The organism is Stenotrophomonas sp. FBCC-B152, from assembly GCF_059134105.1.
Genome location: NZ_CP101442.1, coordinates 1272312 through 1297753, shown reverse-complemented (window position 1 = coordinate 1297753; position 25442 = coordinate 1272312). Strand labels below are relative to the sequence as shown.

General features: G+C 67.3%; 20 protein-coding genes. 8 read left to right on the top strand and 12 right to left on the bottom strand.

Features of this window, described 5'->3' with window-relative positions; translation table 11 throughout:
* Positions 1-53 precede the first annotated feature (53 nt).
* Positions 54-2123, top strand: a complete 2070-nt coding sequence (locus NMB40_RS06320) for a GGDEF/EAL domain-containing response regulator (protein WP_494360484.1) — start codon at positions 54-56, stop codon at positions 2121-2123.
* 459 nt (positions 2124-2582) lie between these two features.
* On the opposite strand, the gene fabV is transcribed toward NMB40_RS06320, so the two are convergent.
* The 6 genes from fabV to queA all read right to left on the bottom strand — a co-directional run bounded on the left by fabV (position 2583) and on the right by queA (position 9678).
* The gene (gene fabV, locus NMB40_RS06315) at positions 2583-3839 is read right to left on the bottom strand and encodes an enoyl-ACP reductase FabV (protein ID WP_494360483.1); all 1257 of its coding nucleotides are present in this window, start codon (positions 3837-3839) and stop codon (positions 2583-2585) included.
* Positions 3840-4009: 170 nt separating this feature from the next.
* Complete coding sequence (secF, locus tag NMB40_RS06310) at positions 4010-4990, bottom strand: protein translocase subunit SecF (RefSeq protein WP_068851203.1); 981 nt, start codon at positions 4988-4990, stop codon at positions 4010-4012.
* Between the two features lie 16 nt (positions 4991-5006).
* Positions 5007-6863, bottom strand: a complete 1857-nt coding sequence (gene secD / locus NMB40_RS06305) for a protein translocase subunit SecD (RefSeq protein ID WP_494360482.1) — start codon at positions 6861-6863, stop codon at positions 5007-5009.
* Between the two features lie 61 nt (positions 6864-6924).
* The gene (gene yajC / locus NMB40_RS06300; RefSeq protein ID WP_068851197.1) at positions 6925-7269 is read right to left on the bottom strand and encodes a preprotein translocase subunit YajC; all 345 of its coding nucleotides are present in this window, start codon (positions 7267-7269) and stop codon (positions 6925-6927) included.
* Positions 7270-7421: 152 nt separating this feature from the next.
* Positions 7422-8552, bottom strand: a complete 1131-nt coding sequence (gene tgt / locus NMB40_RS06295) for a tRNA guanosine(34) transglycosylase Tgt (protein WP_494360481.1) — start codon at positions 8550-8552, stop codon at positions 7422-7424.
* 58 nt (positions 8553-8610) lie between these two features.
* Positions 8611-9678 (bottom strand): tRNA preQ1(34) S-adenosylmethionine ribosyltransferase-isomerase QueA, encoded by a 1068-nt coding sequence (queA, locus tag NMB40_RS06290; protein ID WP_282247768.1) that lies wholly within the window; start codon positions 9676-9678, stop codon positions 8611-8613.
* Positions 9679-9890: 212 nt separating this feature from the next.
* On the opposite strand from queA, the gene NMB40_RS06285 reads away from it, so the two are divergent.
* Positions 9891-11387, top strand: coding sequence for an aminotransferase class III-fold pyridoxal phosphate-dependent enzyme (locus NMB40_RS06285; protein WP_494360480.1), 1497 nt, complete (start codon positions 9891-9893; stop codon positions 11385-11387).
* Between the two features lie 183 nt (positions 11388-11570).
* Entirely contained in the window at positions 11571-12170 is a 600-nt protein-coding gene (locus NMB40_RS06280; protein ID WP_282247766.1) for an LOG family protein, read from the top strand.
* Here the strand turns inward: NMB40_RS06280 and NMB40_RS06275 are convergent.
* Positions 12160-15045, bottom strand: coding sequence for a bifunctional diguanylate cyclase/phosphodiesterase (locus NMB40_RS06275; protein WP_494360479.1), 2886 nt, complete (start codon positions 15043-15045; stop codon positions 12160-12162). The two genes, NMB40_RS06280 and NMB40_RS06275, sit on opposite strands and share 11 nt — an antisense overlap.
* A gap of 205 nt (positions 15046-15250) precedes the next feature.
* Here NMB40_RS06275 and NMB40_RS06270 point away from each other — a divergent pair, with 205 nt between their 5' ends.
* The 5 genes from NMB40_RS06270 to NMB40_RS06250 all read left to right on the top strand — a co-directional run bounded on the left by NMB40_RS06270 (position 15251) and on the right by NMB40_RS06250 (position 19348).
* Positions 15251-15805 (top strand): RNA polymerase sigma factor, encoded by a 555-nt coding sequence (locus NMB40_RS06270; RefSeq protein WP_448143988.1) that lies wholly within the window; start codon positions 15251-15253, stop codon positions 15803-15805.
* Entirely contained in the window at positions 15802-16713 is a 912-nt protein-coding gene (locus tag NMB40_RS06265) for a hypothetical protein (RefSeq protein WP_494360478.1), read from the top strand. Before NMB40_RS06270 ends, NMB40_RS06265 begins: the two co-directional genes overlap by 4 nt.
* 10 nt (positions 16714-16723) lie before the next feature.
* The gene (locus NMB40_RS06260; protein WP_494360477.1) at positions 16724-17332 is read left to right on the top strand and encodes an IMPACT family protein; all 609 of its coding nucleotides are present in this window, start codon (positions 16724-16726) and stop codon (positions 17330-17332) included.
* The gene (locus NMB40_RS06255; protein ID WP_494360476.1) at positions 17325-19091 is read left to right on the top strand and encodes an ABC transporter transmembrane domain-containing protein; all 1767 of its coding nucleotides are present in this window, start codon (positions 17325-17327) and stop codon (positions 19089-19091) included. The genes NMB40_RS06260 and NMB40_RS06255 overlap by 8 nt, the downstream gene beginning before the upstream one ends.
* 68 nt (positions 19092-19159) lie before the next feature.
* Positions 19160-19348, top strand: a complete 189-nt coding sequence (locus NMB40_RS06250; RefSeq protein ID WP_282247760.1) for a hypothetical protein — start codon at positions 19160-19162, stop codon at positions 19346-19348.
* Between the two features lie 116 nt (positions 19349-19464).
* Here the strand turns inward: NMB40_RS06250 and NMB40_RS06245 are convergent, their stop codons facing one another.
* From NMB40_RS06245 to grpE, 5 genes are all read right to left on the bottom strand, one after another.
* Positions 19465-20577 carry a prephenate dehydrogenase gene (locus tag NMB40_RS06245; RefSeq protein WP_494360475.1) on the bottom strand — a complete coding sequence of 371 codons (1113 nt, stop codon included), beginning with the start codon at positions 20575-20577 and terminating at the stop codon, positions 19465-19467.
* Entirely contained in the window at positions 20574-21482 is a 909-nt protein-coding gene (pdxY, locus tag NMB40_RS06240; RefSeq protein ID WP_494360474.1) for a pyridoxal kinase, read from the bottom strand. The genes NMB40_RS06245 and pdxY overlap by 4 nt, the downstream gene beginning before the upstream one ends.
* Positions 21483-21590: 108 nt before the next feature.
* Positions 21591-22718 carry a molecular chaperone DnaJ gene (gene dnaJ / locus NMB40_RS06235; RefSeq protein ID WP_282245077.1) on the bottom strand — a complete coding sequence of 376 codons (1128 nt, stop codon included), beginning with the start codon at positions 22716-22718 and terminating at the stop codon, positions 21591-21593.
* 119 nt (positions 22719-22837) lie between these two features.
* Entirely contained in the window at positions 22838-24772 is a 1935-nt protein-coding gene (gene dnaK, locus NMB40_RS06230) for a molecular chaperone DnaK (protein WP_448142492.1), read from the bottom strand.
* Between the two features lie 129 nt (positions 24773-24901).
* Positions 24902-25417 (bottom strand): nucleotide exchange factor GrpE, encoded by a 516-nt coding sequence (grpE, locus tag NMB40_RS06225; RefSeq protein ID WP_282245081.1) that lies wholly within the window; start codon positions 25415-25417, stop codon positions 24902-24904.
* Positions 25418-25442: the final 25 nt, after the last annotated feature.

The following is a 25442-nucleotide window of genomic DNA, read 5'->3' as shown; positions in this document are numbered from 1 at the left end:
ATGGACGAAGTCACATGCATCGTGTATCAAGTTTGCAGTCCGGGGAGTAGTGAATGCAGAACGCGAATGACATCACCGTCCGCCTGCTGATCGTGGATGACAGCGGCGAGAACGCCGAAACCATCGTCAGCATGCTGCGCAACAGCGGCATTGCCGTGCGCCCGGCGCGCCCGCAGAACGCCGAGGAGCTGGGCCAGATCATCGGCGGCCAGCCGATCGACCTGGTGCTGGCCGCGCCAGCGCAGAGCATCCCGCTGCTGCAGGTGACCCAGCAGATCGCGGCCAGCGGCAAGGACATTCCGATGATCCTGCTGGCCGAGACCATCAACGAATCCGAATGGGTGGAAGCCAGTGCCAACGGCATCCGTGCGGTGGCCCTGCGCAGCCGCCCCGAGCACCTGCTGGCGGTGGTGCGCAACGAGTGGACCGACCTGCACGCACGCCGTGGCCTGCGCCGCATCGAGGCGCAGATGCGCGAGACCGAGCGCCGCTGCGACGCGCTGATCTCCTCCTCGCGCGACCCGATCGCCTACGTCCATGAAGGCATGCACATCCGCGCCAATGAGGCGTACCTGGAGATGTTCGGGTTCGAATCGTTCGACGACGTGGAAGGCATTTCGCTGCTGGACATGGTCGCCCCGCAGCACGTGGACGGCTTCAAGCAGCTGCTCAAGTCGCTCAGCAAGGGCGAGGCGCCGCCGCCGCAGTACCAGGTGGACGCGCGCAACCAGGACGGGGCGGTATTCGCCGCCACGATGGAATTCACCCCGGCCACTTATGAGGGCGAAAGCTGCCTGCAGGTGGTGTTCCGCCGCCGCATGGAATTCGACCCGGAGCTGGCCCGCGAGGTCGAGGACCTGCGCCAGCGCGACCAGGTCACCGGCCTGCTCAACCGCCAGACCTTCATGCTGCACGTGGAAAACGCGGTGGCCCAGGCCGGCCGCAGCGAGGGCCGGTTCGGCCTGCTGCTGGTCGAACCGGACCACTACGCACGCCTGCTGCCGGATATCGGGCTGGACTCGGCCGATGCGTTGATCGCGGCGCTGGCACGGGTGCTGGCCGACACGGTCGGCGACACCGCGCAGGTGGCCCGCTTCGGCGAACACAGCCTGGCAGTGCTGACCGAAGGTGCGTTCGCGCACACCGAGGCACTGGCGGACCGGATCCGCGAGGCCTTCGCGGCGCAGGTGTTCAGCATCGGCGAGCGTTCGGCCACCGTCACGGTGAGCATCGGCGGCGTGCAGGTGGGCGAGAAGATCGCGAGCATCGGCCAGGTGCTGGCGCGCGCCACCGAATGCCAGCAGGCCGCATCGGAGCTGGGCAACACCAGCCGCATCTTCGATCCGGCGGCAGTGGACCGCGTGGAAGAGGAACGCATCCAGCGCTGGGTGGCCCGGATCAACGAGGCACTGGCCGGCGACGGCTTCCAGCTGCACTACCAGCCGGTGCTGAACCTGGGCGGCGAGGCGCTGGAGCTGTACGAGGCGTACCTGCGCCTGGACAACAACGGCGAGCTGCTCAGCCCGACCGCCTTCCTGGGCATCGCCGAGGAGCACGGGCTGCTGGCGGACATCAACCGCTGGGTGGTGGCGCACGCGATCAGCGTGCTGGGCGAGCGCGAGCGCGCCGGCCATGCCACGCACATGATGGTGAAGATCACGCCGGAGTCGTTCAACGACCCGCAGATGGTGGCCACCATCCGCCGCGAGCTGCAGGCGCACGGGGTACCGGGCGAGCGGCTGTGGCTGCACGCGCCGGAAGCGAAGGTGTTCACCCACCTGCGCAACGCGCAGCAGTTCCTGGCCGACGTGGCGCCGCTGGGCTGCCGGATCGGGCTGGAGCAGTTCGGTTCGGGCCTGGATTCGTTCCAGCTGCTGGCGCACTTCCAGCCGCAGTTCCTCAAGCTGGACCGCGACTTCACCAGCGATTTCGCCCGCACCCGCGAGAACAGCGAGAAGATCGCCGAAATCACCACCCGCGCGCAGGAAGCCAACATCCGCACGATCGCCGAGTTCGTGGCAGACAACGGCTCGATGAGCCTGCTGTTCAGTGCCGGCGTTGATTACGTGCAGGGTGAGTTCGTGGGGCCGGCCGCGCCTGCGATGAACTTTGATTTTGGTTGATTGCTGACGTCAAAGGCGGGGGCCTGCGGTTTCACTGTATTGGGCCGGCGGGTGTGGGTTTGCGGGGGGCGCCGTAAACCCATCCATGGGGGCTTGGTCGCCGCATCCATGCGGCTCACACCCCCGCAAACCCACCCCCGCCGACCCATTGACGGTTGGTCGGTGGCCAAGAGCGGAGCCGTAGAGCGACGCCCTGCGTCGCTGCTCCTGATCTTGATCTCCCAACCGCATGCGGCCATCTGTCGGGGGCGGTTGGCGGGCAGCCCTCGTAGGGACTGTCAAAAACATGGATGTTTTTGCCAAGCCCCCATGGATGGGTTTACGGCGTGTCCCGTAGAGGGCTGCCCGCCAGCCGACCCACTCGCAGGGATCGAGACGCTGCTCTACGCGGAACCCACAAACGAAAATGCCGCCCAGACCGGGCGGCATTTCGCTTTTCAGCCTTTCAGCAGACCGAACTCAGGTCAGATCAACCAGGTTCGGAATGGCCACATCGGTAGCGACGTCCGCTTCGTAATCCACGCCGTCCACGCCGAAGCCGAACAGGCGCAGGAAGTCGGCCTTGTAACCGGCCAGGTCGCTGATCTCGTACAGGTTCTCGTTGGTGACCTGCGGCCACAGCGCAACCACTTCGGACTGCACGTCCGGCGCCATTTCCTTGTAGTCCGCACGCAGGCGGCCGGCTTCGTCGACCAGCTCCACCGTGCGGCCATCGGCCAGCAGCTGGTGGCGCAGGCGTTCGACCGCAGCGCCGCTGTCCTTGCCGCCGTAGATGATGTCGTACAGCGTGTCGAGCTGCTCGATGCAGCCCTCGTGCGTGCCGCGCTCCTTCATCACCTTGAACAGCAGCGACAGGTACAGCGGCATGGTCGGAATGGCCGAACTGGCCTGGGTCACCACCGCCTTGAGCACCGACACGCGCGCGTCACCGTTGATCGGCGCCAGCTTGGCACGGATGCCCACGACCTTCTCGTCCAGGTCCTTCTTGGCCGCACCGATCGAACCGTTCCAGTAGATCGCCTGGGTGATCTCTTCGCCCACATAGGTGAAGGCCGTGGTGGTGGCGCCATCGGCCAGCACACCGGCTTCCAGCAGCGCGTCGATCCACATCTGCCAGTCTTCGCCGCCCATCACCGCCACCGTGCCCGCGATCTCTTCCGGTGTGGCCGGCTCGATCGTGGTTTCGGTGATCACTTCCTTGTCCGTATCCAGCCCGCGCAGCGTGATCGGCGCGCCGATCGGCTTGAGCGTGGAACTGATCACCTCACCGGTCTTCGGGTGCTTGCGGCGCGGCGCCGCCAGGCTGTACACCACCTGGTCGACCTGGCCCAGGTCCTGCTTGATCAGCTCGATGACCTTGGCCTTGACCTCGTCCGAGAACGCATCGCCGTTCACGCTGCGCGCGTACAGGCCCGCCTGCTCGGCGTACTTCTGGAACGCGGCCGAGTTGTACCAGCCTGCCGTGCCCGGCTTGGTTTCGGTGCCCGGCCGTTCGAAGAACACACCCAGCGTGGCCGCACCACTGCCGAACGCCGCGGTGATGCGCGCGGCCAGGCCGTAACCGGTGGACGCACCCAGCACCAGCACCCGCTTGGGACCGTTCGGCACCTTCGGCTGGGCCTGGATGTAATCGATCTGCTGCTTGACGGCTGCGTCGCAGCCGACCGGATGGGTGGTGACGCAGATGAAGCCGCGCACACGCGGTTTGATGACCATGATGACCTCGATGGGAATGGTGGGCCTCGGGAACGGCCGCACGCAACCCGGGAATCGTAGTGCGCACGGCCAGACAGCACAACCGACGCCCCGGTACGGTGGAAACGAAAACGCCGCGCAGGGCGCGGCGTCTTCGCTGGTGTAGTGCCGGGGCTCTGCCCGGCACTCCATCAAGGACGGCGTTCCAGGGCTTCGACGTCCTTGGCCTTGGGCAGCAGGTCCTGCTTGCTCACGCGCAGGAAGCCGATGGTCAGCATCGGCACGGCCACCAGGATCGAGGACAGCACCACGATCACCGCACCCACCATGTGGGTCTCGGCCAGGCCTTCCAGCGAGGCGCCGCCGTACATGTACAGGGCGAGTGCCGACAGGAAGAACATCACCGCGGTGATCACTGTACGTGACAGCGTCTGGTTGATCGAGCGGTTCAGCACTTCCAGCGGGTCGGCACGCAGGCTGCGGAAGTTTTCGCGGACACGGTCGAACACCACGATGATGTCGTTGATCGCAAAGCCCATCACCGACAACAGGCCGGCCAGCAGGTTCAGGTCGAACTCGCGGCCCATCAGCGACATGTAGGCCAGCGTCACCAGCAGATCGAACAACGCCACGATGCTCGCGGTGACCGCGAACTTCCATTCGAAGCGGAAGCCGATGTAGATCAGGAAGCCGGCCAGCATGAAGATCGTCGCGTACAGACCGTTCAACGCCAGGTCCTTGCCGATCTGCGGGCCCACGAACTCGTTGCGCAGGATCGTGGCCGGATTCTCGCTGGTGGTGATCGCCTTGAGGACCGCGTCGCCGGTGGCCTTGTCTTCGGCGCTGGCCGCACCGGTACCCGGTGCATGTTCGCCGTGCGGGGCCAGGCGGATCAGCACGTCGGTGTTGCCACCGAAGCTCTGCACCTGGGTGCCCTCGAAGCCATTGGCTTCCAGGCGCGAGCGGACCTCCTCGACGTCCATCTGGCGATCGAAGCGCGCTTCGATCAGGGTGCCGCCGGTGAAGTCGAGTGCGAAGGTGAAGCCCTTGATGCCGATGATGGCAACCGAGGCCAGGAACAACGCGATCGTTACCGCCATGGCGACATGGCGCCAACGCATGAAGTCGATCTTGGTGTCGTTCGGGAGGATGTGCAGCGGAAACAGTTTCATTGTGCGTGTCGTCCCGTCAGATGGCCACGTTCTGGAGCTTCTTGCGACGGCCGTAGATCAGCGTCGCAAGTGCGCGCGATACGGTGATCGCGGTGAACATCGAGGCGAAGATGCCGATGATCATCGTCAGGGCGAAGCCCTTCAGCGGACCGGTGCCGAAGGCGAACAGCGCCACACCGACGATCAGGCCAGTCAGGTTGGCGTCGAGGATGGTGCCGCTGGCGCGTTCATAACCGGTCACGATTGCGGTCTTGCCCGGCATGCCCGCACGCAGTTCCTCGCGGATGCGCTCGTTGATCAGCACGTTGGCGTCGACCGACAGGCCCACCGACAACGCCAGGCCGGCAAAGCCCGGCAAGGTCATGGTGGCACCGAACAGCGACATCACCGCCACCACGATCAGCAGGTTGAACAGCATCGCCACCGAGGTGATCAGGCCGAACATGCGGTAGTAGATGGTGAAGAAGACCAGGGTGAACATGAAGGCGTAGACCACTGCGGTAATGCCACGCTCCACGTTCTCCGCACCCAGGCTCGGGCCGACCACGCGCTCTTCGACGAAGTCCATCGGCGCGGCCAGCGAGCCGGACTTCAGCAGCTTGGCCAGGTCTTCGGATTCCTTCTTTTCCAGGCCGGTGGTCTGGAAGTTCTTGCCGAACACGCCGTTGATGTTGGCCACCGAGATCACTTCCTCGTTGACCCGGAAGCTGCGCACTTCCTTGCCATCGACCATGGTCACGGTCGGCACGCGCTCGGTGTACACCACCGCCATCGGCTTGCCGACATTGGCGCTGGTGAAATCGAACATGCGCTGGCCGCCGACGCTGTTGAGCGTCACGCTGACCGACGGGGTACCGGTGGTCTGGTCGGTCACGGCCTGCGCGGCCACCATCTGGTCACCGGTGACGATCACGCGCTTGTTCAGCAGGATCGGGACGCCGCTGTCGCGACGCTTGTAGACCTTGGCTTCCGGCGGAATGCGGCCGGTGTCGATCGCATCCTGCGCGTTGCCATCGACCACCGCGCGGTACTCCAGCGTCGCGGTCGCGCCGATCATGCGCTTGGCTTCGGCGGTGTCCTGCACGCCCGGCAGCTGCACGACCACGCGGTCGGCACCCTGGCGCTGGATGATCGGTTCGGCCACGCCCAGCTGGTTTACGCGGTTGCGCAGCGTGTTGATGTTCTGCTCGATCGCACCGTTGGTGATCTGGCTCAGCTCGGCGTCCGGCACGGTCACGGTGAGGCGCTTGCCCGAGACGTCATAGCCCAGGGTGGGCTGCGCCTTGACCAGCGCCAGGCGGGCACGCTCGGCGGCGGCATCATCAGCCGACGGGCTCAGCGTGGCGACGATCGAATTGTCCGGACGACGCTCCACCGACTGGAACGGAACGCGCGCTTCGCGCAGCGTGCCGCGCACGTCTTCGGCGTAGGCATCCATGCGCTTGTCGATGGCCGCCTTCTGGTCCACCTGCAGCACGAAGTGCACGCCACCCTGCAGGTCCAGACCCAGCACCATCGGGCGACCGCCCAGGCGCTGCAGCCAGTCCGGCACGGTCGAGGCCAGGTTCAGGGCCACCGTGTAGTTCTCGCCCACGCTGTCGCGCAGCTTGGCACTGGCCGCGGCCTGCGTCTGCAGGTCCGGCAGGCGCACGATCAGGCTCTCGCCTTCCTTCTCCGCGCCGATGGTGTTGATCCCGGCCTGCTTCAGGTCGGCCAGCACGCGCGTGCGAAGGGCGTCATCGACCTGGCCGCCACGGTTGGCGGTGATCTGGACGGCGGGGTCCTTCTGGTAGATGTTGGGCAGCGCGTACAGCGCGCTGAGCGCCAGTACGATCAGGATGACGACGTACTTCCAGCGTGGAAATTCAAGCATTGCCAGGTTCCTGCGCGGCGCCAGTCCCGGCGCCGCGGTTGTGCTTCGGAAAGGGAGTGGCTTAGTTGGCCGACTTCAGGGTGCCGGTCGGCAGCACGTTGCCCACGGCGCCCTTCTGCACGCGGATGTTCACGTTGTCGGACACTTCGATGGTGACGAAGTTGTCGCCGATGGCCTTGACGGTGCCGGCGATGCCGCCGTTGGTCAGCACTTCGTCGCCGATCTTGATCTTCTCCAGCATCGCCTTGTGTTCCTTCTGGCGCTTCATCTGCGGGCGGATCATCAGGAAGTACATGATCGCGATCAGGATGATCGGGAACAGCAGCGTGGTCAGGCCCATGCCCTGCGGCTGGCCACCAGCGGCTTGGGCGTGGGCGGCGGGAATCAGGAAGGCGATCAGGTTCATGGTGTGTCCTTGGGTTGGGAGGCGCCCTACCCTTATGGGGTCGGGTGTCGCCGCGAAACAGGGGTCAGCCGCGAAGTATGCCACGGCCCCGGGAGTTCGTCCTTGGGCCGTTTGGCAGGGTCCGCGCGCCGGATCGGGGTCGGGCCGGCCGCTTACAGCGGCGGCGTGGCCATGCCCCGGGCCGCATAGAAGGACTCGCGGAAGGCCTCGAAGGTTCCCGCCGCGATGGCCGCGCGCATGTCGGCCATCAGCTTCTCGTAGTAATACAGGTTGTGGATGGTGCCCAGCATCGGTGCCAGCATCTCGTTGCAGCGGTCCAGGTGGCGCAGGTACGAGCGGGTGTAGCCGCTGGTGCAGGCGTGGCAGCCGCAGCCCGGCTCGATCGTGTCCATGTCGCGTTCATAACGGGCGTTGCGGATGCGCACGGTGCCGAACGAGGTGAAGTAGTGGCCGTTGCGCGCGTTGCGGGTGGGCATCACGCAATCGAACATGTCCACGCCGCGGGCGACGCCTTCGACCAGGTCTTCCGGCCGGCCCACGCCCATCAGGTAGCGCGGGCGGTCGGCCGGCAGGATCGGGTGCATATGGTCGAGCATCGCGTTGCGCTCGTGCTCGGGCTCGCCCACGGCCAGGCCGCCGATGGCGTAGCCGTCGAAGCCGATCTGCTGCAGGCCTTCGGCCGAGCGGCTGCGCAGGTCGTGGTGGACCCCGCCCTGGACGATGCCGAACAGCGCCGCGTCATTGCCCAGTGCGTCGTGCGCGTTGCGGCTGCGCTGGGCCCAGCGCAGGCTCAGCTCCATCGAGGTGCGTGCCACAGGCTCGGTGGCCGGGTACGGAGTGCACTCGTCGAAGATCATCACGATGTCCGAATCGAGCACCTTCTGGATCTTCATGCTCTCTTCCGGGCCTAGGAACACCCGGGCGCCGTCGGTCGGCGAGGCGAAGGTGACGCCCTGCTCGGTGATCTTGCGGCGGTGGGCCAGCGAGAACACCTGGAAACCACCGGAATCGGTCAGGATCGGACCGTTCCAGCGCGCGAAGCCGTGCAGGCCGCCATGGTCGGCGATCACGTCCAGGCCCGGGCGGAGGTACAGGTGGAAGGTGTTGCCCAGGATGATCTCGGCGCCCAGGGCGCGGATCTGCTCCGGCAGGATGCCCTTGACCGACCCATAGGTACCCACCGGCATGAAGGCCGGGGTTTCCACCGTCCCGCGCGGGAAGGTCAGGCGGCCACGGCGGGCGCGCCCGTCGGTGGTCTGGAGCTGGAACTGGAGTCGGGACATGGAGCGGGCATTCGGGCAAATAATTGCCGATTATCGCCGAAAACCGCCGCCGACGCGCTCAATCCCCCTGCGGGAACAACAACATGGCGTCGCCATAGCTGAAGAACCGGTACTTTTCCTCGATCGCGGCGCGGTAGGCCTCGAACACCCGCGCCTGCCCGGCGAAGGCGGAAATCATCATCAGCAGGGTGCTTTCAGGCAGGTGGAAGTTGGTGACCATCGCGTCCACGCTGCGGATCCGGTAGCCCGGGGTGATGAAGATCTGGGTCTCGCCGGCATACGGCAGCAGCTCGCCGTCGCGCATCGCGCTCTCCAGCGCGCGCACCACGGTGGTGCCCACGCCGATCACGCGGCCGCCCGCGGCGCGGGTGCGGCGCACCTGCTGGACCAGTTCCGGGCCCACGTTGAGCCATTCGCGGTGCATCACGTGGTCCTTCAGGTCGTCGGCACGGACGGGCTGGAAGGTCCCCGCGCCCACATGCAGGGTGACGTGGCCGAAGCCCACGCCCTGCGCGGCCAGCGCCGCCAGCAGCCCTTCGTCGAAGTGCAGGCCGGCGGTCGGCGCAGCCACCGCGCCCACTTCGCGGGCGAACACGGTCTGGTAGCGCTCGCGGTCGTCCAGCCCCGGCTCGCGCTGGATGTACGGCGGCAGCGGCAGCCGCCCGGCGTGCAGCAGCCACTGTTCCAGCGGCTCGGGCACATGGAACTCCAGCACGTAGAACTCGCCATCGCGGCCCAGCACCTCGGCCTCGCCGCCGGCGTCGAGCGCGATCCGGCTGCCCGGCTTCGGCGATTTGCTGGCGCCCACCTGGGCCCGGGCCTGCTGCGCACCGAGCAGGCGTTCGATCAGGATTTCCACGCGGCCGCCGCTGGCCTTCTGGCCGAACAGGCGGGCCGGGATCACCCGGGTATCGTTGAATACCAGCAGGTCGCCGGCCTGCAGCAGCGCCGGCAGGTCGCGCACCTGGCGGTGTTCGAACGCCGCCGGGGCCTGCGGCACCACCATCAGGCGGCTGGCCGAGCGCTCGGCGAGCGGGGCCTGGGCGATCAGTTCAGCGGGAAGGTCGTAATGGAAGTCGGACTTCTTCAAGGGAGCGCACGGCAACGTGTAGACAATGTCGGGCATTGTACGACTGGCCCCCGGTGGCAACGCGAGAAGCGCTGAACGTCGCGCAAAATGCTGCTTTGCAACAGTTTTTTGCGGGGTTATCGCGCGAAAAACCGCGTGATAGCATCGAACCGGAAGTCTGATGCATGAGCCGCATTGCCCCAGGCGCGCGCCCCCGGTCGCGCGTTTTGCATTTGCGCCATGCCGCCAATCGTTTCAGGAGATCTGCAATGAGCTTCATCGAACGCCTCGCCCCCCTTCGCGCCCAGCCCGGCACCCGGCTCACCGCCGGCCTGGATGACGCCACCCTTGAACGCCTGGCTGCCGGCCACCCGCAGCTGGTGGCGGCCGTTGAAGCCGCCGCCGCCGAATTCGAGCGGGTCCGCGCCGACTTGTCCGACGTGCTGGCCCTTGATGAGCGCGCCCAGATCGATGCGATGCAGGACGGCTTCGTCAATTTCTACGCCGATGATGCCGTGACCCCGTACGTCGCCCTCGCCGCCCGCGGCGCCTGGGTGGTGACCCTGAAGGGTGCGGTGCTGTACGACGCCGGCGGCTACGGCATGCTCGGCTTCGGGCATACCCCGGAAGCGGTGCTGGAGGCGATGGCGGCCCCGCAGGTGATGGCCAACGTGATGACGCCCAGCCTGTCGCAGCAGCGCTTCATCAAGGCGCTGCGCGCCGAGATCGGGCACCGCCGTGGCGGCTGCCCGTATGCACGGTTCATGTGCCTGAATTCCGGCTCCGAAGCGGTCGGCCTGGCCGCCCGCATCGCCGACGTCAACGCCAAGCTGCAGACCGACCCGGGTGCCCGCCACGCCGGCGCGAAGATCAAGCGGGTGGTGGTCAAGGGCAGCTTCCACGGCCGTACCGACCGCCCCGGCCTGTACTCCGATTCCAGCCGCAAGACCTACATGCAGCACCTGGCCAGCTACCGCGGCGAGGACACCGTGATTGCCATCGCGCCGTATGACGAGGAGGCCCTGAAGCGGGTCTTCGCCGAGGCCGAGCAGAACCACTGGTTCATCGAGGCGATCTTCCTGGAACCGGTGATGGGCGAAGGCGACCCCGGCCGTGCGGTGCCGCCGTCGTTCTATGCGCTGGCCCGTGAACTGACCCGCCAGCACGGCAGCCTGCTGCTGCTGGACTCGATCCAGGCCGGCCTGCGCGCGCACGGCGTGCTGTCGATCGTGGATTACCCCGGCTTCGAAGGCCTGGACGTACCGGACATGGAGACCTATTCCAAGGCCCTGAACGCGGCGCAGTTCCCGCTGTCGGTGCTGGCCGTGACCGAGCATGCCGCGCAGCTGTACCGCAAGGGCATCTACGGCAACACCATGACCAGCAACCCGCGCGCGCTGGACGTGGCCTGCGCCACGCTGTCGCTGCTGACCCCGCAGGTGCGCGACAACATCCGCCAGCGCGGCGAAGAAGCCGTGCGCAAGCTGGAGCAGCTCAAGGCCGAGCTGGGCGGGCTGATCACCAAGGTGCAGGGCACCGGCCTGCTGTTCTCCTGCGAGCTGGCCCCGCAGTTCAAGTGCTACGGCACCCATTCCACCGAGGAGTGGCTGCGCAACCATGGCATCAACGTGATCCATGGCGGCGAAAACTCGCTGCGCTTCACCCCGCACTTCGGCATGGACAGCGACGAACTGGACCTGCTCGTGAACCTGGTCGGCCGCGCCCTTAAAGAAGGTCCCCAGCGGCAACAGACCCAAGCGGCCTGACGTATCCGGATCATCCTGCGCACGTAGCAATTCGTAGTGCCACGCCATGCGTGGCAACCGCGCAACGCGCGGCACAAGGGTCCGAAGGCGACCGGAACGATGGCGCCGGCCCGGCGCCCGGCGTTTAACATTTCCGAAGACGTCGGCCGTGCGAGAATGGGAGGTTTCCAGCGGAAACCTCCCATGAAGTCCATCTGCGTCTACTGCGGCTCCAACGCCGGCAGCAAGCCCATCTACACCGAACGTGCCATTGCACTGGGCGACCGCATCGCCCGCGACGGCCTGCGCCTGGTCTACGGCGGCGGCAACGTCGGCCTGATGGGCACCGTGGCCAATGCGGTGCTGGCCGGCGGCGGCGAAGTGACCGGCGTGATCCCGCAGCAGCTGGCAGACTGGGAAGTGGCCCATCGCGGCCTGACCGAACTGGAAATCGTCGGCTCCATGCATGAGCGCAAGTCGCGCATGTTCGAGCTGTCCGACGCGTTCGTGGCCCTGCCCGGCGGTTTCGGCACCATGGAAGAAATCTTCGAGATGCTCACCTGGCGCCAGCTCGGCATCGGCAACAAGCCGTGCGCCTTCCTCGACGTGGACGGCTTCTACGCGCCCCTGATCGGCATGATCGACCGCATGGTCGAAGAGCGCTTCCTGCACCCGGACCAGCGCGCGGACCTCTGGTACGGCTCGGACATCGACGCCATGCTCGACTGGATGCGCGCCTATGAGCCGGCCCAGGCCTCGAAGTGGATCGACGAGAAGCGCCGCACCGCGCTGATCAGCCCGTAACGAACGTATCCATCGGCGCGGGGCGACCAAGCAGGTAGCCCTGGCCGTAATCACAGCCCAGCTGCAGCAGGGTCTGCCGCTGGGCCATGTTCTCGATGCCCTCGCCTACCGTTTCAATGCCCAGCGTGCGCGCCAGCGACAGCACGCCCTGCACCAGCGCGTAGGTGCTCTGCAGGTCCTGGCCATGCAGGCCGGCGATGAAGCTCTGGTCGATCTTGAGCGTGGAGATCGGGAAGCGGTGCAGGTAGGACAGCGCCGAGAAGCCGGTCCCGAAATCATCCAGCTGCACCAGCACGCCGCGTTCGCGCAGCGTCTGCAGGATCCGCAGCGTGCGTGGGCCATCGTCGAGCAGCGCCACTTCGGTGATCTCCAGCCGCAACCGGTGCGGATCGGCACCGGCCGCTTCGATCAGGCCGAACAGGCGTGAACTGAAATCGGCCGAACGGAAATGCCGCGGCGACACGTTCACCGACAGGTAGCCTTCGCCCCCCCGGGCGAGCTGGCCGATCACTTCTTCGTAGAGCAGCCAGTCGACCTGCTCGATCAGCCCGCTTTCCTCGCCCAGGTCCAGGAACGCGCTGGGCAGCAGCAGGCCGCGGCGTTCGTGGCGCCAGCGCAGCAGCGCTTCGTAGCCCACCACCTGGCCATCGGTCAGGCGCACGATCGGCTGGTAATACGGCAGGAAATCACGGTTGTTGATCGCCCGGCGCAGGTCCGCTTCCAGGTCCAGGCTGCGCAGCGCCTCTTCGCGCATGGCTTCGTCGAACACCGCGCAGCGGTCCTTGCCCTGGGCCTTGGCCCGGTACATCGCCGCGTCGGCGTCGCGCACCATCTCCTCGCCATTGCGGTAGCGGGGGCTCCACATCGCGATGCCCAGGCTGCCGGACGGGAACAGCTCGCGGCCCTGCACCCACATCGATTCTTCCAGCGCCACCAGCATGCGCTGCGAGAACTCGCGCGCCGAGGCCAGCCCCTGCTCGCATTCGAGCAGGATCGCGAATTCATCGCCACCCAGCCGCGCCACCACGTCATCGCCGCCCACCATCGAGACGATGCGCTTGGCCACCTCCACCAGCATCTGGTCGCCGGCGGCGTGGCCGATGCTGTCGTTGACCAGCTTGAAGCGGTCCAGGTCCAGGAACAGCACGGCAAAGCGCAGCCCGTCGCGCGAACGCGCACGCGCGATGGCATCTTCCAGCCGGTCCAGCAGGTGCGCGCGGTTGGGCAACCCGGTCAGCGCGTCATGCAGCGCCTGGTGGGTGAGCCGTTGCTCGGCGCGCAGGCGCTCGCCGATCTGGCCCAGCAGCTTGCCGTTGACTTCGGCCAGCTCGCGGGTGCGCTCTTCAACACGCTTTTCCAGCTCGGCATGCGCGTTGCGCAGGCGCTCCTGGTCGCGCTGGCGGGCCAGCCCGTTGCCGATGTTCTGGGCCACGAAGGTGAGCAGGCGCTGGTCGTGCGCGGTGAAACTGATCTCCGGCGAATAGCTCTGCACCACGATCACGCCGACCACATCGTCATCGCTCAGCAGCGGCACGCCCAGCCAGCAGTGCGAGCGCGCGCCGAACTCGTTCACGCTGCCCGAGGCACGCAGTGCGTCGATGTGTTCGCGCGAGGCCAGCAGCGGCTGGCGGTTGCGCACGATGTATTCGGTAAGGCCCTTGCTGAACGGTCGTGGCGCACGCGCCGGGTTGTACTCGTCCACCGAGTAGACGAATTCCAGGCCTTCGCCGGATTCATCGACCAGGGCGATGTAGAAATTGCGCGCATCCAGCAGCGTGCCCACCACCCCGTGCACCTGCACGTAGAACTGGGCCAGGCTTTCGGCACTCATCGCCATCTCGGCGATGTTGAACAGGGCCAGCTGCAGCTTCTCGGCGCGGCGGCGTTCGATCACCTCGTCCTGCAGGCTGTGGTTGGCCCGCTGCAGTTCCAGCGTGCGCCGCTCCACCTGGCGCTCCAGCTGCACCTGCGCCTGGCGGCGGTCCATCGCGGTGAGGATGTGCTGGGCCACATAGCCCAGCAGCGTGCGGTCGGCTTCGTTGTAGCGCACCCGGTGTTCGTAGCTCTGCACCACGATCGCACCGCAGACCCGGCCCTCGCGCAGCATCGGGACGCCCAGCCAGTCCAGGCTTTCCGGCCCGCGGCTGGGGTCGTATTCGTCGCTCATCGCCGCCAGCAGTTCGTTGGACGGCCCGCTCAGCGGCTGCCCATGGCGCAGCAGGGCGAAGGTCAGGCTGCGCGGCATTTCGTGTTCTTCGTAGCTGCGGTCCGGATCGGCCACGAAGCTGTCGCGCTGGTCGGCGAAGTACAGGAAGCGGATCCGCCGGCGCACGTCGTCGTACTCGACGATGTAGCAGTTCTGCGCGTACATCAGCGAATTGAGCACGCGATGGAAGTGCCGCAGCATCTCGGCCATTTCCAGGTCGGCACCGGCCAGGTCGGCGATCTCGTAAAGCGCCTGCTGCAGCCGCTTTGAATTTTCCAGCGACCGGATCTGTTCACGCTGCCGGGCCAGCGCCAGGGCGTCCTGAAGACCGGTACGCGCCGCCGCCCACCAGGCGTCATGGGGTGCCGTCCCGTCGGGCAGTGCCACGCGGATGGCGAGGTCGCCGCCCTGGTGCTGCCAGCGGTACAGCGCTCCGGTGTCCGGCGCCGGCGGCGGGCCCAGCAGGGCGTCCAGCACCACATGCCCGGGCTGGGTGGACGGCGGGTGGCTGATGCAGCCGTCGCCGAGCGCGGCGTCGGACCAGCCCAATGCGAGCTGCGCGCCCTCGGGCAGCAACGCGCACAGCGTCCGCGCAAGCGCGGTGGATACCACCGCGCCACGGTCCGGATGCCCCGAGGTCGTCACTGCCTGGCTGGACAACATGTTCATCTCTTCTGGCGCCGGAGAACCGGCACCTCCCCTGTACCCCGAGCATAACGCGCCCCCCGGGGGGCAATGGAAGCCCTTGACCCCATTGCCTGCCCTGGGCCGTTGTTCGCTGTGTCTTCCCGCTGGGTCCACCCTTGTGATTTCCGCCGCAGCTCCTGTCCCGCGCCGCTATGCGCAGGCCCATTCAGCGCTTACTCTGTGCGCCGTGGATGCCGCTGCCCTGCCAACCGACGAATCGCTGATGCTGGCCTGGGCCGGGGGTGACCTGCGCGCGTTCGAGGCCCTGTACGCCCGCCACCGCAACCGCCTGTACAGCTTCCTGCTGCGCCAGCTGCGCGATGCCGCGCTGGCCGACGAGATGTTCCAGGACGTCTGGCAGCGGGTGATCGCCGCGCGCGAGGGCTGGCAGCCCGAGGCGGCCTTCACCACCTGGCTGTTCCGCATTGCCCATAATCGGCTCAACGATCATTGGCGGGCGTCACGCCATCGGCCCACGGCGCCAACCGATGCCGACGAGCGGGTGGCGCGGATGAGCGACACCCGCACCCCGGAGAGCCAGCTCTCCGATTTCGAGCAGCGCCGCCGCCTGCAGCTGGCCATGGAGCAGCTTCCCGATGACCAGCGTACGGTGCTGCAGCTGCGGCTGGAACAGGAACTGAGCCTGGAGGAGATCGCGCAGATCACCGGCGTGGGCCGTGAAACGGTCAAATCGCGGCTGCGCTATGCGATGGACAAGCTGCGCGCGGAGTTGAGCCCATGAACCGCCCTGATCCACTGACGCCGGAAGAACGCGAGCTGGCCCGCCTGCTCGGTCGCCCCGCGCCGGCCGCGCCGCCTGCGGCCGTGGACGAGGCGGTGCTGGCCGCTGCGCGTGCGGCGGTACAGCCTGGTGCCGTCGCTGACGCCCCCCCGGCAGCTGCGGCCCCGGTCCGCGGCACGACCCGCCCGCGCTCCCGCCTGCCGGCGGTGTTCGGCCTGGCGGCATCGCTGGTGTTCGCGGTGGGTATCGCCTGGCAGCTCAAACCCGAGTCACCGCCGCCGGCCGCGCCGGTACCGGCGGCGGCGGAACCCACTGCGGATGCGGCGGCCGATGCCCCGGCTGCTGCCGACGCAGACGCCGCTGCTGCAGCCACGGCCGACGCCGCCGCGCCAGTGAGCGCGGAGCCCGCAACGCCCGCTGCCGCGACCAGACCACAGGCCGCGCGTGCTGCGTCGGCGCCGAAGACCGCGCCAGCCCCCTTGCCGCCGCCTCCGCCGGCACCCGCCCCCATGGCGGCGCCGATGGCAGCACCCAGCCCGCCCGATGCCGTGGTGCAGGCCGATGAGGCCAGCGCACTCGACCGCGTGGTGACAACCAGCAGCCGCATCAACGAATCACGTGAACGCACCCAGGCCAAAGGCGCTCCTGGTGTGATGCGTCGTGCCGCACCTGCAACTGCCCCTGCGCCTGCTGCGGCGTCGGCCTACGGCACGTTGTCGGCCACTGCGATCACCGTGGCGGTGGATGCCGACGCCGCGCTGCCCCGCCGGCAATGGCTCAAGCGCATCCGCGAACGTCGCGACGACGGCGACGTGGATACCGCGCGCGCCAGCCTGGAACGCTACCTGCAGCACTACCCGGAAGCGCGCATTCCGCAGGATCTGCGCGAGCTGCTCGACCCCCACTAGAATGGCGGGGATGCCCGATACACTCGCCACCGCCGTCAGCCACAGCCTGGAAATCAAACACAGCCGTTTCGTCGCGCATGCCGCGCCGATCGGGTCTGCCGAGGACGCGTTGGCGTTCCTGCAGCAGGTGGTCGTGCCCGATGCCACCCACAACTGCTGGGCGTACCGCCACGGCAACGAGTACCGCTCCAGCGATGACGGCGAACCGGCCGGCACCGCCGGCCGCCCGATCCTGGCGGCCATCGACGGCCAAGGTTTCGATCGCGTCATGGTGGTGGTGATCCGCTGGTATGGCGGGATCAAGCTGGGCGCGGGCGGGCTGGTACGGGCCTATGGCGGCACCGCCGCCGAGTGCCTGCGCACCGCGCCACGGCTGCCGCTGGTGGCGCTGACCGAGCTGACCGTGCAGGCCGCATTCGAGGACCTGGGTGCTTTGCATGCCGCATTGGCGGCGCACCTGGCCGAAAAACTGGACGAAACGTTCACCGCCTCGGGCGTGGAACTGCACGTCCGCCTTCCCGCCGATCAGGCCGACCCGTTGAAAACCCGCCTGCGCGACGCCACCCGTGATCGTATCCGCGTGCATTCGCGCACCGAACCAGGCCTTGTCCATGACTGAACCCACTTCCGCACCGGAACCCGCGCTGCGCCGCCTTGGCAGCCTGGGCACGCTGTGGCCGTTCGTGCGCCGGCACGGCGGGCTGTTCACGGCCTGGCTGGTAGCGCTGGCGGTCTCCTCGACCGCCACGCTGAGCCTGCCGCCGGCGGTGAAGCTGATGATCGACCACGGCTTCAGCGGCAACGGGCAGATCAACCGCGCGTTCGCCCTGCTGTTGCTGGTGGCGGTGGTGCTGGGGCTGGCCACGGCGGCGCGCTTCTTCTTCGTCTCGCTGCTGGGCGAGAAGGTGGTGGCCGACCTGCGCAGCGGCCTGTATGCCCACCTGATCTCACTGGGCGCGGGCTTCCACGACCGCAGTCGCAGCGGCGAGCTTGTGTCGCGCTTGACCGCCGACAGCGAACTGCTGCGCAGCGTGATCGGCTCCACGATGTCGGTGGCATTGCGCAGCAGCGTCACGGTGGTGGGCAGCCTGGTGATGCTGTTCGTGACCAGCCCGCGCCTGGCCGCATGGTCGCTGGTCGGCATTCCGCTGGCGGTGCTGCCGATCGTGATCGGGGCGCGGCGCGTGCGCGGCATTTCGCGCGCCAGCCAGGACCGCATCGCCGATGCCAACAGCCTGGCCGCCGAAACGCTGGGCGCGGTGCGCACGGTGCAGGCGCACGCGCGCGAACCGTATGAACGCAACCGCTTCAACGAAGCACTGGCCGAATCGATCCGCGCCGCGCGGCGCCGCATCGGCGCGCAGTCGCTGGTGACGGCCACCGCCATCGTGCTGGTGTTCGGTGCCATCGTGGGCGTGCTGTGGCTGGGTGCGCATGACGTCAACGACGGCCGCATGACCGCCGGCACCCTGGGCCAGTTCGTGCTGTACGCGCTGATCGGCGGTGGCTCGGTCGGTGCGCTGGCCGAAGTGTGGAATGAACTGCAGCGCGCGTCCGGCGGCATGGGCCGCATCGCCGAGCTGCTGCACGAAGACATCGAAATCACCGCGCCGCGTGATCCGTCGCCATTGCCGCACCCGCTGCGCGGCGAGATCCGCTTCCAGGACGTGGTCTTCCATTACCCACAGCGCCCTGACACCGCAGCATTGGCACACTTCGACCTGCATGTGCGCCCGGGCGAAACCGTGGCGCTGGTAGGGCCCTCCGGCGCCGGCAAGAGCACGGTGCTGTCGATGCTGCTGCGCTTCCATGATCCTGCCGCTGGCAGCGTGCTGGTGGATGGCGTGGACGTGCGCAGGGTCGATCCGGCGCAGCTGCGCGCACAGATGGCACTGGTGCCGCAGCAGCCCACGCTGTTTGCCAGCAGCGCGCTGGAGAACATCCGCTACGGCCGCCTGGAAGCCAGCAACGAAGAGGTGCAGCGTGCTGCGGAAGCCGCCGAGGCCGACGAGTTCCTGCAGGCACTGCCCGATGGCTACCTGAGCGAACTGGGCGAGCGCGGTGCGCGCCTGTCCGGTGGCCAGCAGCAGCGCATCGCGATCGCGCGTGCGCTGCTCAAGGACGCGCCGATCCTGCTGCTGGACGAGGCCACCAGCGCACTGGACGCGCAAAGCGAACGTGCGGTGCAGCAGGCGCTGGAGCGCCTGATGGCCGGGCGCACCACGCTGGTGATCGCGCACCGGCTGGCCACCGTGCTGAAGGCCGACCGCATCGTGGTGATGGACCACGGGCGGATCGTCGCGCAGGGCACCCACGCCGAGCTGCTGGCCGAAGGTGGGCTGTACGCTGAACTTGCCAAGCTGCAGTTCATCGATTGATGACGCACCGATAACGCGGCAGGTTGCATGGTGGCAGCGCCCCATGAACCTGCTGCAGGAGGTGTTTGATGTCGTTCCGTCAGTTTCCCGCGACCGATGCCAATGGCGAAGACCATGTGGTCATCGAATTCAAGGACGAGGCCGGCGATACCGCCGCCGACCCGCATGTCCGTTACGAATTGGCCGATGGCCGTCATCTGGTCCGTGAGGGTCGGATTTACCGGACCAGCGGTGGCGAGCTCACCCTGACCACCTGACTGGTCAATTAATCGCCACCCATCTTGACAGCGTTGCCCCACGGGGGCTGCGCACGGTTATCCACATGCTTGTCCGCATTTCATCCACACCCCCTGTGGATGAATGCGACAGGCTGTCAGCGCGGCAGCACCCGCCCGATGCCGGTGGCGTCGATTTCCACCGCCGCCCGCTGCAGCGCGTCCAGGTCACTGCCGGCCACGAAGCCCATCCGGAAATGCACTTCGCCACCCGGGGTGCGCGAAGAATGGATGGAGGCCAGGCTGACCCCGTGCCGCTCGAACACATGCAGCAGCTCACGCAGTGAACCCGGGCGATCCTCCGGCAGGTGCACGCTGATCGCGTTGCGCTCGGTCAGGTCGGCCAACAGGTAGCCCACCCGTTCAAAGGTGTAATTGCCCGCTTCCAGCAGCGCCTTGCCCTGGTGCTCGCGGTTATCCAGCAGCAGCCGCTCACGGAACGCAGCGCGCGCGGCATCATCGCCCTGCTCCACCTGCCGGCGCAGCGCGTGCAGCTGGCCCAGCAGGCGGTCCAGCATCGGCGCCACGTGCGGGTTGCCGAACTGGATGTCCTCGTAGATGGCCGGGTTGAGCGAGAGGATGCGGGCAATGATCGCCGTATCCAGTTCGAACGAGGCCGAGCGGTACGGCATCAGCTCCGACAGCGGGCCCAGCAGCGGCGCGTACTCGCGCAGCACCCCCGCCTGGGCCAGGTGGGTGGCATGCACCATGGCCTGCACCAGCGCCATCACCTGGTCGTGGTGCTCGGGCGTGGCGCGCACGCACTCCGCTTCCAGCGCCGCGCACAGCTCGTTCACCCATGGCTGCCAGTGCGACAGGCGCGCTTCGCACACCACCATCACCCGGCCCTTCAGCGTGGGCGCCTTGGGCGGTGCGGTCATCGGATGCAGGCCGACCACCTCGGCCTGCGAGGCCAGCATCGCAGCCACCGGCTCGCTCTTCACCGAGGTCACATCCAGCCACAGCCGGCCAGCTTCGCGACCGGCCGAACGGGTCACGTAATCGGCGATCAAGGCAGGCGTGTGCCGGATCGGCGCGGAGAACACCAGCACGTCCGCGCGCTCCAGCAGTGTTTCCGGATCGTCCGACTGCGGATCGGCCGGATCATGCCCGATCACTTCCAGCCCCAGGCGCTGCGCCAGGAACGTGCGCAGCCAGCGCCCATAGGCGCCGGCGCTGCCGACGATGCCGACAACCGGGCGCAGGCTCACGCCAGCCGCTCGGCGCGGAAGCGGTGCGGCTGCGCCAACGCGGCCGGTGCGGCGGCCAGCACGTCGAATTCTTCGTGGTCGTTGGCCAGGGTGGCCTCCAGCGCGGCATGCACGCCGGAGATCGACCGCGACAGCGCCTGCTCGAAGCGCTCACCACGCAGCAGGAACGCGACCAGCAGCGACATCAGCACATCGCCGGTACCGGCCACGTCGACCGGCAGGTGCGGCGAAGACCAGCGCCAGATCGCCTCGCGGCTGACCGCCAGCGTGACCAGCTCGCCCGGGTCGCCACCCACGCTGTGCGCCAGCACCCATTCCGGCCCGCGCGCCAGCAGTGCCTTCGCGGCGGCGATGGCATCGGCTTCGGCCAGGCTCGGCATGCCGGTCAGCCGGCCCAGCTCGAACGCATTCGGCGTGACCAGCCAGGCATGCGGCAGCAGGCGCTCGGCGAAGATGGTTTCCAGGCCCGGCTCCACGTAGGGACCGGTGTGGGTATCGCCGATCACCGGGTCCAGGCAGTAGCGCAGCTGCGGCGACGCGGGCAGCACCGTGTCCAGCCAGTCGGCGAACGCCGCGCCATTGCCGACGCTGCCGAAGTAGCCGGAAACGAGCATTTTCGCGCGCGCCGGCAGGCCGCGCTCGCTGGCGCCCTGCAGCAGGTCGGCGAACCAGTCGGCCGGCAGCACGCGGCCGCGCGTGGTGGGATAGAACGGCGCATTGCTCAGCAGCGTGGTCGGCACTTCGGCCACGCGCACGCCCAGCGCGCGCAGCGGCGGAACTGCCGCGCTGTTGCCGGCGTGGCCATAGACCAGCTGCGATTGAACCGAGATGACGTCGACCGGCGACGGAACGTCCGGGCGCTGGCGGCGCCCATGGACCAGATGGCTTTCGAGGGTATCGTTCATGGCCCATTTTAGAGCGTACCGACCAACGGTCGGTACCTGCCGGCTGAATCGCAGCCACGAAAAAGCCGGGACGTGCCCGGTGTTTTCGTTACTGATGGAACCAACCGCTTACGAGGTCATGCGATCCCAGAAACCCTTCACGCCATCGATGAAGGTCGCCGACTTCGGCGAATGCTTGCGCGCTTCTTCGCCGGTGAAGGTGGTTTCGAACTGCTCCAGCAGCTTGCGCTGCTCGGTGGTCAGGTTGACCGGGGTTTCCACCACCACGCGGCAGTACAGGTCACCTTCGCTGCGGCTGCGCACCGAACGCACGCCCTTGCCGCGCAGGCGGAACAGCTTGCCGGTCTGGGTTTCGGCCGGAATGCGGATTTCCGCATAGCCGCCCAGGGTGGCCACGCGCACGGTATCGCCCAGCGCGGCCTGCGAGATGCGGATCGGCACTTCGCAGTGCAGGTCGTCGCCATCGCGCTGGAAGATGGCGTGCTCGCGCACCCGCACTTCCACGTACAGGTCGCCCGGCGGCGTGCCGGCCGGACCGGCCTCACCCTCGCCCGCCAGGCGGATGCGGTCGCCGGTGTCGACGCCCGCAGGCACCTTGACCGACAACACCTTGTCTTCCTCTACCCGGCCATTGCCGTGGCAGGTCTTGCAGGGGTTCTGGATGATCTGGCCGCGGCCGTTGCAGTTGTGGCAGGCCTGCTGCATGGCGAAGATGCCACGCTGGATACGCACCTGGCCCTGCCCACGGCACACGCTGCAGGTTTCCACCTTGCCGTCGTCCGAACCGCTGCCGTGGCAGTCGTCGCACTCGGCCAGGGTCGGAATCTCGATGCGGCGCTCGATGCCACGCACCGCTTCTTCCAGGTCCAGCTCCATCACGTAGCCGATGTCGGCACCGCGACGCGCCTGGCGCGGACCACCGCCAGCACCACCGAAGATGTTGCCGAAGATGTCGCCGAAGATGTCGCCCATGTCCGGGCCACCCGGGCCGCCACCGCCGCCCATGCCGTGCTCGAAGGCCGCGTGGCCGTGCGCATCGTACATGCGGCGCTTGTTGGCGTCGGACAGGGTTTCGTAGGCTTCCTTGCACTCCTTGAAGGCCGCTTCGGCGGCGCTGTCGCCGGGGTTGCGGTCAGGGTGGTGCTTCATCGCGCAACGGCGATAGGCCTTCTTCAGTTCTTCTTCGGTCGCCGTGCGGGTAACACCCAGCACTTCGTAATAATCGCGCTTGCTCATGGTTTGAATCGGGTTCCGGCGGTCGGGATTCATCCCCGACATGCCGCGGCACGGCTGTCAGGATCTAATGGAAACGACAACGGGACGTTGCCTGCGCAACGTCCCGTCTGGCGTCCGGATCAGGACTTCTTGTCGTCCTTTACTTCGGTGAACTCGGCGTCCACCACGTCGTCCTGCGCGCCGCCGTTGTTGCCGGCACCGGCATCGGCACCCGGGGCGCCGCCGCCCTGCTCGGCCGCAGCCGAGGCCGCGAACAGCGACTGGCCGGCTTCTTCCAGCACCTTCGACTTGGCTTCGATCTGGGCCTTGTCGTCACCCTTCATCGCGGTTTCCAGGTCGGCCAGGGCCGATTCGACCTTGCCGATCACTTCGCCACCGACCTTGCTGCCGTGTTCGTTGATCGCGGTACGGGTACCGTGGATCAGCGCGTCAGCCTGGTTGCGGGCCTGGACCAGCTCGTGGAACTTCTTGTCTTCTTCGCGGTTGGCTTCCGCGTCGGCGACCATGCGCGCGATCTCGTCCTCGGACAGACCCGAACCGGCCTTGATCTCGACCTTCTGTTCCTTGTTGGTCTTCTTGTCCTTGGCCGACACGTGCAGGATGCCGTTGGCGTCGATGTCGAAGGACACTTCCACCTGCGGCAGGCCGCGCGGGGCCGGCTCGATGCCGGAGAGGTCGAACTTGGCCAGCGACTTGTTGTAACGGGCCTGTTCGCGCTCACCCTGCAGCACGTGCACGGTCACGGCCGACTGGTTGTCTTCGGCGGTGGAGAACACCTGCGAAGCCTTGGTCGGGATGGTGGTGTTCTTCTCGATGATCTTGGTGAACACACCGCCCATGGTTTCGATGCCCAGCGACAGCGGGGTCACGTCCAGCAGCAGCACGTCCTTGACGTCGCCGCCGAGCACGCCGCCCTGGATCGCCGCACCCAGTGCCACGGCTTCGTCCGGGTTGACGTCCTTGCGCGGTTCCTTGCCGAAGAACTCGGTCACGGCCTGCTGCACCTTCGGCATGCGGGTCTGGCCGCCGACCAGGATCACTTCGCTGATGTCGCTCGAACGCAGGCCGGCATCGTTCAGGGCGATGCGGCACGGCTCGATCGACTTCTTGATCAGGTCTTCCACCAGCGCTTCCAGCTTGGCGCGGGTCAGCTTGATGTTCAGGTGCTTCGGACCGGATGCATCGGCGGTGACGTACGGCAGGTTCACTTCGGTCTGCTGGCTGGTCGACAGCTCGATCTTGGCGCGCTCGGCCGCATCCTTCAGGCGCTGCAGGGCGAGCGGATCCTTGCGCAGGTCGATGCCCTGGTCCTTGTTGAACTCGTCCACCAGGTATTCGATGACGCGGTTGTCGAAGTCTTCGCCGCCCAGGAAGGTGTCGCCGTTGGTGGCCAGCACTTCGAACTGCTTCTCACCGTCGACGTTGGCGATTTCGATGATCGACACGTCGAAGGTGCCGCCGCCCAGGTCGTACACGACGATCTTGCGGTCCTTGCCGTCACCCTTGTCCAGGCCATAGGCCAGGGCAGCAGCGGTCGGCTCGTTGATGATGCGCTTGACTTCCAGGCCCGCGATGCGGCCGGCGTCCTTGGTCGCCTGGCGCTGGCTGTCGTTGAAGTAGGCCGGCACGGTGATGACCGCTTCGGTGACGGTCTCGCCCAGGAAGGCTTCGGCCGTCTTCTTCATCTTTTCCAGCACGCGCGCGGAGATTTCCTGCGGCGCCATCTTCTTGGCATCGCTGGTCTGCACCCAGGCATCGCCGTTGTCGTGGGCCAGGATGCCGTAAGGCACGTGCGCGATGTCCTTCTGGACTTCAGCGTCGGTGAACTTGCGGCCGATCAGGCGCTTGACGGCGTAGAAGGTGTTCTTCGGATTGGTGACGGCCTGGCGCTTGGCCGAGGCACCCACCAGCACTTCGCCATCCTTGGTGTAGGCGACGATGGACGGCGTGGTGCGGTCGCCTTCCGAGTTTTCGATGACGCGGGCCTTGCCGCCGTCCATGATCGCCACACACGAGTTGGTGGTGCCGAGGTCGATACCAATGATCTTGCCCATGGGGAGACTCCTGAAATATTTGGGAACATCCGGCAGCTGCCGGGTTATGAATGGGATGTGTGGGACGCTGATGACACTTTCAACCCATCCATCGAACGCTGTGTCCGATGGCGGCCAAACGCGTTCAGGTCAGTCCCGCGCCACTACGACCAGGGCCGGCCGCAGCAGGCGGTCGTTGAGCAGGTAGCCCTTCTGGAACACCTGGACCACGCTGCCCGGCGCCGCGCCGGGCGCGTCGACCTGGCTGATGGCCTGGTGGTGTTCGGGGTTGAAGGTCTGGCCGGTGGGGTCCAGCAGGGTCAGGCCGTTGTCGGCGGCGACCTTGAGCAGCTGCTTGTAGGTCAGCTCCAGGCCTTCGCGCAGCGGGCTGGGTTCGGCGCCGGCGGCATTGAGCCCGGCGTCCAGGCTGTCGAACACCGGCAGCAGCTCGCCCAGCAGCTTTTCGTTGGCGAAGCGGCGCGCCTGTTCGACGTCGCGGGCCACGCGCTTGCGCTGGTTGTCCAGGTCGGCGCGCTCACGCAGCGACTCGGACCGGAGCAGGGCCACTTCGTTGTGCAGGCTGTCCAGCTGCTGCTGCAGGGAATCGCCCGTGGCGGCGTCGCCGGCCGGGGTCTGGGATGCGATATCAGGCTGATCTTGGTTCATTTCCGGATCCTTGGCGGTGACTCTC